Below are 12,727 nucleotides of genomic sequence, written 5' to 3' on the forward strand. Positions count from 1 at the left end.
GCCCTGCGGCCTCTGCCCGTGCCAGTCCCAGTACGGAGGCATCCCGTTGCGGTAGGCGGGGCCGCCCCAGTCTCCCCGGTGGCAGGCGGAGCGGTGGTGGCGGGCGAGGCTCGCGAAGCCGGAGGCATAGCCTCCGAGGGCACCCGCGGCGAGGAGGACGACGAGCAGACGGTGGCGCATGGGCAGATCTCCAGAGAGAAGAGGGCAGGGGGTTCAGACGAAGGACGCGGGGCCGTCATCGTTGTGGGGACGGCCACCCCAGCGGCCGTACCCGCCGCAGTGACGCCCGTGCCAGCCGCGGCCCCCGCCGCGCCAGCCTTGGCCCCAGCCGTGCTCGATGATGTCCGCGAGCTCGCGGCGCTGGTTGGGCTCCAGCGCCTCGTGCACCTGGGACAGGGCGTCCTGCACCGCGTTGCGCAGCGTCTCCAGGGCCACGTCGTGGCGGGTGAACAGCTCGCGGAGCATGGCGCCGTCGAAGTGCTCTCCGCGCAGCGAGCCCGCGAGCGACGTGCGGCTGGGGCCCCACTGGTCCTTCACCTTGGCGAAGGCCTCGCGCACGTTCTCCACGGCCTTCACGATGACCTTCTCCTGGCCGGGGGACGTCTCCAGCCGCTCGAAGAGCCAGCGCAGCCGGGGACGCATGCCGAAGCGGCCTCCCCGGTGGTGGCCGTAGTGGCCGTGGCGCCCCCGGCGCAGGGTGGCGAAGAGACCGGCGAGGCAGGCGGTACCGAAAATGAATCCGAACATGGGCTTGGCTCCAGGAAGCAGGCGGGCACCCGCTTGGGTGGACCCGCGTCGTTTCTGACGGAGCTCAAGGTAGAAGGCGGGTGTGAAGCCTGGTTCCGGGGGCGGTGAAGAAGTGTGAAGGCCTCCGGAATGCCCCGCGGGGCATGGGATGTTCCAATGCCGGGCCTCGACTCCAGCCGCTGTGTCGGGTGGAGGACGACTGTCGGTGGGATTCCACCCTCAGGAGTGGAGTTCCCGCTGGAAGTGGGTAGAGTGCCCGGCGTGCCGGGGCGGTGTTCGTTCCGGCACCGGTGGAAGGCGCGAGCCTGTCACCTGTACAGAGCAGAGAAAGAGAAGAGACTCACAATGGCAACTGGTACCGTGAAGTGGTTCAACGACGCGAAGGGTTTCGGCTTCATCGCGCAGGACAATGGCGAAGACGTTTTCTGCCACCACACTGCGATCAACATGGATGGCTTCCGCACCCTGGCTGAAGGCCAGAAGGTGGAGTTCGAAGTCACCAAGGGCCCCAAGGGCCTGCAGGCGCAGAACGTTCGCGCGGCCTGAGCCAGCTGAACCTTCGACTCACCCCTTGAGGTGAGTCTTCGAAGCCCAGTCTCCCCAACGGAGGCTGGGCTTTCGTCTTTCCGGACGCAGGGCGGGCGAGCGGCCATCCCGACGCGGTCCGCCACGGCCCGGGGTCTTCCCTACCTTCTCCCAGGAGGAGCGCGGCGCCGGACGCCGCCCCCCAAGGAGAGGCGAACATGGGCGACACCAGCGTGAAGAAGGTCGAGAGCCGCCATTCCCCCAAGGGGGAGATGGGCCAGAAGTACCTCGCATCCGGCGTCCGCGTGGCCATGCGCCTCTGGGAGGACGAGCCGCCCGCCGAGGCCAAGCCCGCCAGCACGCGCGACTACGAGACCGTGGGCTTCGTGCTCAAGGGCCGCGCGGAGCTGCACCTGGAGGGGCAGATCATCCTGCTGAACCCGGGTGACTCCTGGCTCGTGCCGCGCGGGGCCAGCCACACGTACAAGGTCCTGGAGACCTTCTCCGCCGTGGAGGCGACCAGCCCCGTGTCCTCCGCGCACGGCCGCGACGAGCACGAGGCCCCGAAAGGCGCCAAGGCCTGACGCGCCACTCGCGCCAGGTGGCCCGTGTGCAAGCCACCTGGCGCTGAGCCTGTCAGCCCCTCGGGCACGCCGCGTCCGGGGCGCATGCGAATCCTGTCTGTCGAAGAGAAGCCCCTTCATGAATGGTGGTACCTGAACGCGGCGCCGCGCGGTGGAAGCCGCCCGGAGCGGCTGCCCTTGCTCTGCGGTTGGGTGGATGCCCTTCCGGAGGACTTGGACGCGGTCATCGCGCTCTCGGACCTCCAGGGCATGGCGCCACATGCCCTGCAGGACGGCGCGGCGGCGCTCTTGGGAGAGGTCCTGGCCGACGAGCTGGCGATGATGGGCGAGGCGGGCGACCTGCCTCCCGCGAGCCGCACCGGCATCATCCTGGCCGGAGACCTCTTCTCCAACGCCACCGCGGATGAGCGCGGCGCCTCCGGTGACGTGCGCAGCGTCTGGACCGCCTTCACCCGGAACTTCCGCTGGGTCGTCGGCGTGGCCGGGAATCACGACACCTTCGGGCGGGGCCTGGAGCTGGAGCGCTTCTTCCGCCAACCCGGGCGCGAGCTGCTGGACGGCGGCGTCGTCGCGCCGGACGGACTGTCGGTGGGCGGGGTGAGCTACATCATCGGGCGCCCGGACAAGCTCAACCGGCGCGAGCAGTCCGCCCAGCTGGAGCGGATTGAGACGGTGCTGCTCCAGGAACCCGAGGTGCTGGTCCTCCACGAGGGCCCGGATGCTCCGGGGCTGCGCGGCAACCCCATCATCCGCGAGGCGGTGGAACCCTGGAGCCGGCTGCTCGTCGTCTGCGGCCACTGTCATTGGGACGTGCCCTTCGTCACGCTCCCCAGCGGCACCCAGGTCCTCAACGTGGATGCGCGAGCGGTGATCCTCAGGCGCGCCGGGGCGAAGTGAGCAGCCGCGCGTTCCGTGCTGACGCAGGCGCTTGTTGAGGTGACGCGGCGCCAGGGCCAGTGCTGGGCCCGCCAGGGGCGAGCGCACCGTGGCATCCGGCTTGCGTAGGGATTGGGGCATCCCCTCGCATCGGAAGAGAGCCCCCATGACCGCCAAGACGCCGTTCACCCAGGGCATCCTCATCTGCCCGACCACGCACATTGACTGGGATTGGGTCTACACGTTCGACCAGTACTACGCCTCCAACAACCAGGCGACGGGCGGCTCTTCTGGCCGCGACACGGTCCAGAACATCTTCAATGCCGCGGCCGCGCTCTTCTCCCGGCGGATTGGCTTCACCTTCTCCGTGACGGAGGTGGGCTTCCTCCAGCGCTACGCGCGGGACAACCCGGCGGGCATCGCGGCCTTCGCGGCGGCGGGGGAGGACTTCTGCCTCATGGGCGGCGGCATCACGTCGCCGGACAACCTCGTCTGCGCGGGCGAGCTCTTCATCCGCAACTACCTGGTGGGACGCACCTGGGCGAAGCAGGCCGGGCTTGGGGCCAGCCTGTATGACTCGGCGTGGCTCCCGGATGACTTCGGGCACGACCCGCAGCTGCCCGTGGTGCTCCACGCCATGGGCCTCACCACGGCTGGAATCTCCCGCGTGCCCGGCTCGCCGCAGGGGTCGCCGGGGGCCAGGCCCATCGACCCGCCCGGGCCCTCCATCGCGTCGCAGCTGAACACCGACGGCCTGGTCTTCCACTGGCAGGCGGGGGACGGCTCCCGCATCACCACGCTCTTCATGCCCGACACCTACGGCACGGTGGGCTACCTGGACGCGGACGACATCCCCAGCAATACCCAGACGGTGAACCAGTTCGTCAAACAGTACAACTCGGGCTGGCCCAACGGCCTGCGCTTCATCCCCGCGGGCATCGACTTCGCCACGCCCGGTGCCATGTCCTCGTCGGGAGAGCCGATGAGCTGGTTGAACGTGACGAACGGCTACAACAGCAGCTACGGCAACAGCAACGGCGTCAAGGGAACCACGGGGACGTTCAAGACATACATGGATGCCGTCTTGAAGAGCGGCGCCTCGCTCCCCGTGAACGCGCCGCTCAACGCGCAGAACTACTGGACGGGGTACTTCGCCAGCCGCCCGGCGCTGAAGCGCAACCAGTACGTCGCGGTGCGCGCGTTGATGTCCGCGGAGGTCGTCAGCGCGCTGCTGCGCACCAGCAGCGGCTATGCCACCTCCTCGCTGGATGCGTTCGACGCCAGCATCTGGAATGGCTGGGAGGTGCTGGCCCCCAGCTCCCATCACGACTTCGTGACGGGCACGTCTCCGGACAACGTGTATTACGGCGAGCAGCTGCCGCTGAGCCGGCAGGGTGTCTCCGTGGCGAGGGCCGCCCTGGACCAGGGCATGGAGTTGCTTGCGCGGGGCATCTCGCCGAAGCCGCAGTCGCAGGAGCTGCCGGTCGTCGTGTGCAACACGCTCGGGTTCAAGCGGGTCCACGGACTGCTGGCGGAGCTCACGCCTCCCGCGGCGGACCCGCGCTTCGATGCAGTGAAGAGCGTGAGGACCCGCGACGGGTTGCTGCCCATCCAGCGGACCGCGAACGGGAACCTGCTCTTCATGGCGGCGCCCCCCAGCGCGGGCTACGAGACGGTCTCCCTCTCCACCCAGACGCCTCCGGGACGCGTGGCTGTCTCGAATCCTCCCGTGGGGGACACGGCGATCCTCGAGAACGAGTGGATCCGCGTCACCCTCTCCAAGGCGGACGGGTGGGGCATCAGCCAGTTCTCGTATGGGAAGGACGGCGCCAGCCTCTTCGCCTCCCAATGCGTGGGCAATGAGCTTCGGTTCTACACGGACTCCGGCAACATCTATCAGTTCGGCAATGAGCCGTATGGCTCCACCAATCCGCCTGCGTATGGCACGTTCAGCCACGACACCTCCGCGACGTTCGAGGGAGGAGAGGCGCGGTGGCTGGAGCAGGGGCCGTACCGCTACCGCCTGCTGGCGGAGGTGACGGAGCAGAACAGCGGCCACCGGTTCACGCTGGAGTACTCGCTGGTGGTGGGCGAGCGCTTCCTGCGGATGAAGCTCACGGGCGCGGCGCCCGCCGGAAGGTCGGTCGCGGTGGCGTTCCCCATGGTGGACCCGAACGGGACGGCGCCCACGACGCTCAGCTACGGCACGCCGCACTACCAGCAGGACGTCCTGCCCGTGCCCAACTGGCCCGGCCCGACCTTCGTCGCCACCCATGACTACGTGATTCCCTGCCTCCAGCAGGGCAGCCAGCCGGTGGGAGGCATCTACCATCAAGGCGTCCCGGCCTGGACGCTGGACGACACGGGCGTCCTGCTCGGCGTCGTGCTCCGCAACACCCCCGCGGGCGGCCGGGGCGCGTCCGGCAGCGACAATGGCTGGCACGAACAGGAGTACGTCGTGGCGCCTCCGGTGTCCGTCCATGGCGCGCCGGTTCTGGGCACGCCCCTGAAGGACGCCCTGTCGGTCACCACCCCGCTGGAGGCCCGCTTCATCCCCGACGGCCAGGAGGGCCAGGGCCTCCGGTTGCCGGAGACGGGCACGCTGGGGCGGGTCTCGGCGACGAACTCCGGTGTGCCGGTGGAAGCGGAGGACGTGATGATCCGCGTGGCGCGGGTGCAGGCTCCCGGGGCAGCGGGGGGATACCCCAGCCCCGGCAATGCGACGGTCAGCGGCGCGATCCCGACCAGCCTGGTGGTGCGCACCGAGAAGCGGGGCAGCCAGGCGACCCAGCTCACGGTCCAACTGCCCTTCCTCAAGACGGCCGGTACTCCCAAAACGCAGGCCGTCACCGCGCTCGAAGCGCCGCTGGGGGAGCTGGCGGCCGTGCCCTCCGGGACCGACACCGTGACGGTGGACTCGTCCCATGCGCTGGCCGCGCTGCGGATCGCGTGGTGCCGCACGCAGGGTGGCTGAGCGCGTCCAACAAGCGCTTCTCTTCAGGGGAGGACCGGCACAGGATGACGGGAGGATGCCTCCCCGTGCTGCCCGTCCTCCCCGCTGTTCGCGCTGCAACCTGGCGAAACACCTGTGCCTGTGCACGGAGGTTCCCCGGGTGGAGACCCGGACCCGCTTCGTCTTCCTCCAGCACGTGATGGAGGTGTCCAAGCGCAGCAACACCGGGGGCGTGGCCGCGCTCGCGCTCGCGAACTCGCGGCTGCTCATCCACGGCTCCATGGCGGGGACCTTCGACCTGGAGGTCCTCTGCGAACCGGGGACCTGGCTGCTCTTCCCGGACGGCCCCACCGCGCCGGTGGACGCGCCCCCTCCCAGGCAGGTGGTGGTGCTGGACGCGAACTGGTCCCAGGCGCGGCGGATGACCCAGCGGCTCCCGGAGCTGCGGGCCCTGCCCCGGCTGGTGCTGCCTCCGCCGGAGCCCGGTTTGCTCATGCTTCGCGAGCCCTCGCATCCCGCCGGCATGTCCACCCTGGACGCCGTCGCCCGCGCGGTGGCGCTCCTGGAGGGGCCGGAGGCGGCGGCCCCGTTGGCGCGGCTGGCGGCGCTGCGCGTGCAACGCATCGCGGACTGCGGCACGCTGAACTGAAGGCACCCATGGCATACCGGCTGATCATCTTCGACTTCGACGGGACGCTCGCGGACAGCGCGGACTGGTTTCGCGGCGTCTTCAACGACGTGGCCCTGCGCTATGGCTTTCGCACCGTCAGCGCGGAGGAGCTGGAGTCGCTGCGCGGGCAGGACAGCCGGGCCATCATCGCGCGGCTCGGCGTACCCATGTGGAAGCTGCCCTTCATCGCTTCCCACATGCGCAAGCTCATCGCGCGTGACGCGCACCGCATCCCGGTCTTCCCGGGCGTGGAGGCGATGCTGGAGCAGCTGGAGGCGCGGGGCCTCATCCTCGCCGTGGTCAGCTCCAACTCGGAGGAGAACGTGCGGCGCGTGCTGGGGCCGGTGGCCGCCGCGCGCATCCGCCACTACGCCTGCGGCGCGGGCCTCTTCGGCAAGCGCCCGAAGTTCCGGCAGGTGCTGAAGGCCACGGGCGTGCGTCCCGGTGAAGCCCTCTCCGTGGGCGACGAGGTGCGCGACATCGAGGCCGCGGCGGCCGAGGGCATCGCCACCGCCGCCGTGACGTGGGGCTACGCGACGGAGGCGCTCCTGCGCTCACGCTCGCCCACCGTCGTCCTCACCCACGTGGACGAGCTGCTGCGCACCGTCGCGGCTTGAGGCGCGACTCAAGTCAGCGCGTGGTGTTGCGCAGGTACTGCGCATAGAACCGGATGGCGGCGGCGTGCTCCTCCACGGAGAGCCGTTCGTCCCGGCCGTGCATCCGCGTCAGGTCCTCCCGCGTCAGCCGCACCGGCACGAAGCGGTACACGCTGTCGCTCAGCGGATGGAAGTAGCGCGCGTCCGTGGCCGCCACGGTGAGGAAGGGCGCCACCAGCACGTCCGGGTACACCTGCCGGATGCTGCGCTGCAGCTGCCGCCAGCCCTCCGTGTCCAGGCTCGACACCGGTGAGGCCTCGTCGCCCTCCGCCACCAGCTCCACGCGTTCGTCGTCCACCACGTCGCGCACGTGGACGCGCACGTCCTCCAGGCTGTCACCCGGGAGCAGCCGGACGTTGAGCACCGCGCGCGCCCGCGAAGGCATCACGTTGGGCTTGGGGCTGCCCTCCAGCATGGTGGCCGCGAAGGTGGTCCGGATGCTGGCGTTCGTGGACGGCGACGCCGCCATCTGTCTTTCGATGATGGGCGCGAAGAGCCAGGTGTTGGCGAAGAGCAGCCGCATGCCGAAGCCCATCTCCGGCCCCACGTACTCGAAGAGGGCCCGCGTCCCGCCGCGCAGCTCGGCGGGGAAGGGGTGCTCCTCCAGCCGCACCAGGGCCTGGGCGAGGGTGTTCGCGGCCGTCTGCCGGGGCGGCATGGACGCGTGCCCGCCCGCGCTGCGCACCACCAGCTCCACGCGCGCCGAGCCCTTCTCCGCCACGCCCACCAGCGCCACCGGCGCGGCCACCCCGGGCACCAGCCCCACGCCGATGGGGCCGCCCTCGTCCAGCACCGACTCCAGCCGCACGCCCCGCTCGCGCAGCAGCGTGGCCACGCGGGCGGCGCCGTCGTGCCCGCCCACCTCCTCGTCCGCGCCGAAGGCGAGCATCACCGTGCGGCGGGGCCGGTAGCCCTCGGCGAGCAGCCCCTCCACGGCTTCGAGGATGGCCAGCACGCTGCCCTTGTCGTCCAGCGCGCCGCGCCCATGGACGAAGCCCTCCGCCACGACCCCGCCGAAGGGCGGGTGGCTCCAGGTGGCCTCCGCCTCCGCGGGCACCACGTCCAGGTGGCCCATCAGCAGGACGGGCGCGAGGCCCGGCTCCGAACCCGGCCACGTGTACAGGTGCGCGTGCGCGCCCACGGGCTCATGCGTCAGCTGTCCGTGCACGCGGGGAAACGCCTTCACGAAGCCCGCGTGCATCGCCCGGAAGGCGGCGTCGTCCGCGGCCATGCCGCCGGAACCCGCGACGGTGCGGTGGCGCAGCGCCTGGGCCAGGCGGTCCGCGGCCGCGGCGGCATCCACCGGGAAGGGATCCGCGGGTTCGGCCGCCACCTGTCTTGAGCTGAAGCGCAGCGTGCGGACGACGAGGACGCCCGTGAGCACCAGGACGCAGGTCAGCAGGACGAGGAGGACGCGCTTCATCGGTGGTGGGTTCCCGGGGTGGCGTCCGCCGAGCGTAGCAGCTGGCATGGCGCGGCAGCCCGGTGGAGACGCCCGGATTCCAACACCCGCGTTGTCCCTGGGTGCGGCTCCAGCGCAGGGGGCCAGAAGGCTACCCTGCAACGGGAAAGCCAGTAACAAACCGAAATACAACCATGACGACACATGCGAGCGGGCACCGTGCGCGTCTGGGTTCATCTTGTGCCGCCAGCAGCAGGGCGGCAGTGGACGTGGCGGGACCAGGGGGCGCGGACATGCGGATGATGCGAACGAGGGCCATGCTCGTCCCCGACCAGGGAGCCTTGGCGCTGTCGGAGGACTACTTCCGCTCCGCACACCACCTGCGCGCCGAGCAGGTGACGCATACGCTGGTCATCGAGGACGGCGCGGGGAACTCGCAGCGGCTGCCGCTCATCGTGCGGCCCATTGAAGGCACTCCCTACCGCGACGCCATCTCCCCGTATGGGTTTCCCGGCGGAGCGTTGAATGGGCTCTGGGAGGTGCCCAAGGACGCCGTGGACTGGACGGGGACGGAGCTCGTCAGCATCTTCGTGAGGGATCGCGTCGTGGGCCCCCGGTGCTTCGCGGGCGGCACGGAGCGCAACGAGGTGTTCTTCATCGACCCGCGCCTGCCCGTCGAGTTCCGGGAGATGCACTACCGGCACATCCGGCGCAACCTCCGGCTGGGCTTCGTGAGCCGCGCATGCGAGGCGCGCGCGGCGCCGCTCAAGGCGCGGGAGGGCTTCAAGGAGGCGTACCGGCAGACCATGATCCGCGAAGGAGCAAGCCCCCGGTACTTCTTCTCCGACGCCTACTTCGAGGAGCTGTTCACCTCGCCGTGGGCCTGGCTGGTGACGACGTATGCGCCGGAGGGGGACGTGGCGTCTGGCGCGCTGTGCGTCAGCAGCGACGGCATGTTGCACTACTACCTGGGCGGAACGGTGGATGCGCGCCTGTCGCGCTCGCCGGCGAAGAATGTCTTTGGGACGCTGGCGGAGCTGTGCACGCAGCTGGGGGTGCCGCTGCACCTGGGCGGAGGGGTGCGGCCGGGGGACAGCCTGGAACAGTTCAAGCGGAGCCTTTCCAACTCGAGCTCCCGCCTCCACACGCATGAGCTCATCTGCGAGCCCGCTGTGTACGCCCGTCTGTCTACGGGACACACCCAGGGAGACTTCTTCCCGGCCTACCGCGCGCCCCGGAGTTGAAACACATCCATGTGACGCGCCCGCGCTCCAACGCGGGGGCCAGCGCCTGCGGAAGACGTGACACATGCCCGCGACTGGAGGGGGCATGGTGGGAACGCCGGGACACCCCTACCGTTCGCTCTACCCCAAGTGCGAGTCGGAGCGGACCAGGAAGGCTGAGCCCGGATGACACACGTTCCTGCTGCTTCAGAGACGCATCCGCCAAGGCTGGTGGAATTGGATGCCCTCCGGGGCTGCGCCGCGGTGGCGGTCGCGCTGTATCACTTCACGGCGGAATACAGCGACCTGTACGGGCACTCCGTTCCCCTCTGGGAGATGCGCTTCGGCAAGTATGGGGTCCAGCTCTTCTTCGCCATCAGCGGCTTCGTCATCCTGATGTCGCTGGAGCGCGTCACACGGGCCCGGGACTTCGTCTGGAGCCGCGCGGTCCGGCTCTATCCGTCGTACTGGACTGCCGTGGCGCTCACCTTCACGGTGGTGACGCTGTTCGGGCTGCCGGAGCGTGAGTTCAGCCTCCAGACGGCGCTGATCAACCTGACCATGTTTCACGAGCTGCTTCGCGTCCCGCACGTGGACACGGTGTATTGGACGCTCACCATCGAGCTGTCCTTCTACCTGCTGATGTTCGTGCTCGCGTACGCGCGGGCGCTCCCCAGAGTCATCCCCATCTTCATCGTGCTCGTCGTGCTGCAGACCCTGGCGGAGCTGGCGGCCCAGGCCCTGGGCATGACGTTCCTCTCGCGCCTCGCCAGCCGGCCGCACCTGCAATACTTCGCGCTGGGCGTGCTGGCCTTCAAGCACAGCCGCGCAGAGGTCTCCCTGCCCGCCGCGCTGACGCTCGTGGCCGTCAGCTTCGCGCACGAGGTGCTGGTGGGCAGCGAGGCTCCAGCTCCCGTGTTTCCGGTCGTGCTGGGCATTGCCTGGGCGTTGTCCCGGGGCGGGCTGCGGTGGCTCACCTGGCGGCCGCTGCTCTTCATGGGGTTCATCTCCTATCCGTTCTACCTGGTGCACCAGAACATCGGTTACGTCCTCATCCGGCGGCTGGAGGCCGCGGCCTGGCGCCCCGAGGCGGCCATCGCGGTGGCCCTGGTCACCGGGTTCCTGCTGGCCATCCTCATCACCTACGGCGTCGAGCAGCCCGCGCTGCGTGCCTTCCGGCAGTGGAAGCGGAAGGCCGAAACCCGGGCGGCGGTCCCGCCACACCTCGCCTGAGGGCCTTCGCGCCCCGCGCTGGGGCAGGGGGGGGCGGCGTGCCTGCGTTGCTCATGGAAAGGATGCGTCCCAATGGTGAACCACACCGAGGCCTTGCGACTGACGTCTCCGGGCCTGAAGCCCTGCCGCGCCGTGCTGCTGCCGGATGAGGGGATGTCCGCGTTGTCGGAGGACTACTTCCGGTCCCCGCACCACCTGCGCGCCGAGGGCGCGACGCATACGTTGTGGGTCGAGGACGCGGTGGGACGCTCGCTGCGGGTCCCCCTCATCGTGCGCCCCATCGACGGGACGCCGTACCGGGATGCCATCTCCCCGTATGGGTATCCCGGCGCGCGGCTGGATGGCTTGAGCGAGGTGCCGAAGGACGCCGTGGACTGGACGGGCACCGGGCTCGTGAGCCTCTTCATTCGCGACCGGGTGGTGGGGCCCCGCTGCTTCGCGGGCGGGACCCAGCGCAACGAGGTGTTCTTCATCGACTCGCGGCGCGCGCTCCAGTTCCCGCCGGAGGCGCGCCGGCAGATGCGGCGCAACATCCGGCTGGGCTACGTGAGCACCTGCGCTCCGGTGCGAGAGACGACACCGGAGGAGCGTGAGGGCTTCAAGGACGTCTACCGGCAGACCATGGTCCGCGACGGCGCGCACGCCCGGTACTTCTTCTCCGACGCGTACTTCGAGAGCCTGTTCGCCTCGCCGATGGCCTGGCTCGTGACGACGCTTGCGCCGGAGGGCGGCATCGCCTCCTCGGGCGTGGCGGTCGTCAGCGACGGCGTGCTGCACTACTACCTGGGCGGGACGGCGGACGCGCACCTGGCGCGCTCTCCAGCCAAGAACACCATCTACGAGACGCTGGTGGCGCTCGGCGCGCAGCTGGGATTGCCGCTGCATCTGGGCGGAGGCGTGCGGCCGGGGGACGGGTTGGAGCAGTTCAAGCGGAGCTTCGCGAACCTGTGCTCCCGCCTCCACACCCACGAACTCATCTGCGAGCCCGCGCTGTACGCCCGCCTGTCCGCGGGCCGCGAAGACACGGGCTTCTTCCCGGCGTATCGCGCGCCCCGGGGCTGAGCGGACGCGCTATCCCTTCCGGTCCCGGCGCCACCTCGCGGGGGCGCCGGGGGCAGGCGGATGGGGCCCGAAACCGGGGATCGTCCTGCTCGACGGCGACACGGCATGGCCCCTGGTGGGCTACGCGTCGCTCATGGCAAGCGTGACGCTGGGGTGTCTGGCCTTCCTCCGGAGACGCTGACAGCGCGGCTTGCGGCCGCAGGGCGCGGATGGTCAATTCGCGCCCCTCGCGATGAGCGCCCCCACCTCAGAAGACTCCTTCCGGACGAAGCTCGACGGCCTGCTTGTCGTGGCGCTGCTGCTGTGGGGGCTCGCGCAGCTGGCGCCGCACCTGGCCCATCCCGCCATCTACAACTGGGACGAGGCGATGCATCAGGCCGCCGCGCGCGGCACGCACGACACGTTCTTCACGCCGCACATCTACAAGGACCCGCTCTATCCCAGTGACATCCGGCACTGGTGGGCCGCGAACGTCTGGATGCACAAGCCCACGGGCCCCTTCTGGTTCGGGGCGCTGATGATGCACGTCGTGGGCGTGACGCCGCTCGCGCTGCGGCTGGCCTCGCTCCTGGGACACCTGGCGGCGGGGGCCGCCATCTACCTCATCGCGCGCAGGCCCGCGGGCCGGCTGTGGGCCACGCTGGGGGCCATGGGGTTCCTGGCGCTGCCCTTCGGCTGGCAGCTGGTGCAGGGGCGCTTCTTCGGCGACGTGACGGACTGCACCCTGGCGGGCTGCAACGCCCTGGCGGTGGCGCTGCTCTTCCACGCGACCCGGGAGGATTCCTGGCGCTGGGGG

At 70.2% G+C, this 12,727-nt stretch carries 13 protein-coding genes; 10 read left to right on the forward strand and 3 right to left on the reverse strand.

The window, feature by feature from the left end; all coding sequences use genetic code 11:
- Positions 1-180, reverse strand: a 180-nt coding sequence (locus tag D7X55_RS24755) for a hypothetical protein (protein ID WP_121724373.1), incomplete at its 3' end; no start/stop codon positions are given.
- A 33-nt stretch (positions 181-213) separates the two neighbouring features.
- Positions 214-747, reverse strand: a complete 534-nt coding sequence (locus D7X55_RS24760) for a periplasmic heavy metal sensor (RefSeq protein WP_120549129.1) — start codon at positions 745-747, stop codon at positions 214-216.
- Between the two features lie 345 nt (positions 748-1,092).
- Here D7X55_RS24760 and D7X55_RS24765 point away from each other — a divergent pair, with 345 nt between their 5' ends.
- From D7X55_RS24765 to D7X55_RS24790, 6 genes are all read left to right on the forward strand, one after another.
- A complete protein-coding gene (locus D7X55_RS24765; protein WP_014395088.1) occupies positions 1,093-1,293 on the forward strand; it encodes a cold-shock protein in 201 nt (66 codons plus the stop codon).
- A gap of 197 nt (positions 1,294-1,490) precedes the next feature.
- Positions 1,491-1,856 (forward strand): cupin domain-containing protein, encoded by a 366-nt coding sequence (locus D7X55_RS24770; RefSeq protein ID WP_120549128.1) that lies wholly within the window; start codon positions 1,491-1,493, stop codon positions 1,854-1,856.
- Between the two features lie 84 nt (positions 1,857-1,940).
- The gene (locus D7X55_RS24775; RefSeq protein ID WP_233610041.1) at positions 1,941-2,753 is read left to right on the forward strand and encodes a metallophosphoesterase; all 813 of its coding nucleotides are present in this window, start codon (positions 1,941-1,943) and stop codon (positions 2,751-2,753) included.
- 145 nt (positions 2,754-2,898) lie between these two features.
- The gene (locus D7X55_RS24780; RefSeq protein ID WP_121724375.1) at positions 2,899-5,706 is read left to right on the forward strand and encodes a hypothetical protein; all 2,808 of its coding nucleotides are present in this window, start codon (positions 2,899-2,901) and stop codon (positions 5,704-5,706) included.
- 55 nt (positions 5,707-5,761) lie between these two features.
- Positions 5,762-6,334: a tRNA-uridine aminocarboxypropyltransferase gene (locus D7X55_RS24785; RefSeq protein WP_120549125.1), complete on the forward strand. Its 573-nt coding sequence runs from the start codon at positions 5,762-5,764 to the stop codon at positions 6,332-6,334.
- Positions 6,335-6,342: 8 nt separating this feature from the next.
- Positions 6,343-6,972, forward strand: a complete 630-nt coding sequence (locus D7X55_RS24790; protein WP_121724376.1) for an HAD hydrolase-like protein — start codon at positions 6,343-6,345, stop codon at positions 6,970-6,972.
- Between the two features lie 13 nt (positions 6,973-6,985).
- Here the strand turns inward: D7X55_RS24790 and D7X55_RS24795 are convergent, their stop codons facing one another.
- Positions 6,986-8,434, reverse strand: coding sequence for a M20 family peptidase (locus D7X55_RS24795; RefSeq protein ID WP_121724377.1), 1,449 nt, complete (start codon positions 8,432-8,434; stop codon positions 6,986-6,988).
- Between the two features lie 296 nt (positions 8,435-8,730).
- On the opposite strand from D7X55_RS24795, the gene D7X55_RS24800 reads away from it, so the two are divergent.
- From D7X55_RS24800 to D7X55_RS24815, 4 genes are all read left to right on the forward strand, one after another.
- On the forward strand, positions 8,731-9,657 hold the full coding sequence (locus D7X55_RS24800; protein WP_233610042.1) for a GNAT family N-acetyltransferase: 927 nt from the start codon (positions 8,731-8,733) through the stop codon (positions 9,655-9,657).
- Between the two features lie 165 nt (positions 9,658-9,822).
- The gene (locus D7X55_RS24805) at positions 9,823-10,869 is read left to right on the forward strand and encodes an acyltransferase (RefSeq protein WP_121724378.1); all 1,047 of its coding nucleotides are present in this window, start codon (positions 9,823-9,825) and stop codon (positions 10,867-10,869) included.
- 72 nt (positions 10,870-10,941) lie between these two features.
- Positions 10,942-11,931, forward strand: a complete 990-nt coding sequence (locus D7X55_RS24810) for a GNAT family N-acetyltransferase (protein ID WP_121724379.1) — start codon at positions 10,942-10,944, stop codon at positions 11,929-11,931.
- 232 nt (positions 11,932-12,163) lie between these two features.
- Positions 12,164-12,727: glycosyltransferase family 39 protein (locus D7X55_RS24815; protein ID WP_199747129.1), on the forward strand; the 564-nt coding region annotated here is incomplete at its 3' end.

The sequence above is a fragment of the Corallococcus sp. AB049A genome (assembly GCF_003668885.1).
In the GTDB taxonomy this organism is placed as follows: Bacteria; Myxococcota; Myxococcia; order Myxococcales; family Myxococcaceae; genus Corallococcus; species Corallococcus interemptor.

Excerpts from the sequence above, each read along its gene's own strand:
- D7X55_RS24800 (WP_233610042.1), top strand. The coding sequence starts at position 8,731 with ATGCTCGTCCCCGACCAGGGAGCCTTGGCGCTGTCGGAGGACTACTTC.
- D7X55_RS24810 (WP_121724379.1), top strand. The coding sequence starts at position 10,942 with ATGGTGAACCACACCGAGGCCTTGCGACTGACGTCTCCGGGCCTGAAG.
- D7X55_RS24795 (WP_121724377.1), bottom strand. The coding sequence starts at position 8,434 with ATGAAGCGCGTCCTCCTCGTCCTGCTGACCTGCGTCCTGGTGCTCACG.
- D7X55_RS24765 (WP_014395088.1), top strand. The coding sequence starts at position 1,093 with ATGGCAACTGGTACCGTGAAGTGGTTCAACGACGCGAAGGGTTTCGGC.
- D7X55_RS24805 (WP_121724378.1), top strand. The coding sequence starts at position 9,823 with ATGACACACGTTCCTGCTGCTTCAGAGACGCATCCGCCAAGGCTGGTG.
- D7X55_RS24785 (WP_120549125.1), top strand. The coding sequence starts at position 5,762 with ATGCCTCCCCGTGCTGCCCGTCCTCCCCGCTGTTCGCGCTGCAACCTG.
- D7X55_RS24770 (WP_120549128.1), top strand. The coding sequence starts at position 1,491 with ATGGGCGACACCAGCGTGAAGAAGGTCGAGAGCCGCCATTCCCCCAAG.
- D7X55_RS24760 (WP_120549129.1), bottom strand. The coding sequence starts at position 747 with ATGTTCGGATTCATTTTCGGTACCGCCTGCCTCGCCGGTCTCTTCGCC.
- D7X55_RS24775 (WP_233610041.1), top strand. The coding sequence starts at position 1,941 with ATGCGAATCCTGTCTGTCGAAGAGAAGCCCCTTCATGAATGGTGGTAC.
- D7X55_RS24780 (WP_121724375.1), top strand. The coding sequence starts at position 2,899 with ATGACCGCCAAGACGCCGTTCACCCAGGGCATCCTCATCTGCCCGACC.
- D7X55_RS24790 (WP_121724376.1), top strand. The coding sequence starts at position 6,343 with ATGGCATACCGGCTGATCATCTTCGACTTCGACGGGACGCTCGCGGAC.